This is a genomic window from Bacteroides caecigallinarum, from assembly GCF_021530995.1.
Taxonomy (GTDB): domain Bacteria; phylum Bacteroidota; class Bacteroidia; order Bacteroidales; family Bacteroidaceae; genus Phocaeicola; species Phocaeicola faecigallinarum.
Genome location: NZ_JADYTF010000333.1, coordinates 1 through 281 on the forward strand (window position 1 = coordinate 1; position 281 = coordinate 281).

General features: G+C 51.6%; 1 rRNA gene. It reads left to right on the forward strand.

The features are described from left to right. Nucleotides 1–281: ribosomal RNA gene (locus tag I6E24_RS16900) — 16S ribosomal RNA — on the forward strand; the annotation flags it as partial.

The following is a 281-nucleotide window of genomic DNA, read 5'->3' on the forward strand; positions in this document are numbered from 1 at the left end:
GCAAGTCGAGGGGCAGCGGGATTGAAGCTTGCTTCAATTGCCGGCGACCGGCGCACGGGTGAGTAACGCGTATCCAACCTTCCGTTTACTCGGGGATAGCCTTTCGAAAGAAAGATTAATACCCGATAGTATGGTAAGATTGCATGATAATACCATTAAAGATTCATCGGTAAACGATGGGGATGCGTTCCATTAGGTAGTAGGCGGGGTAACGGCCCACCTAGCCAACGATGGATAGGGGTTCTGAGAGGAAGGTCCCCCACATTGGAACTGAGACACGG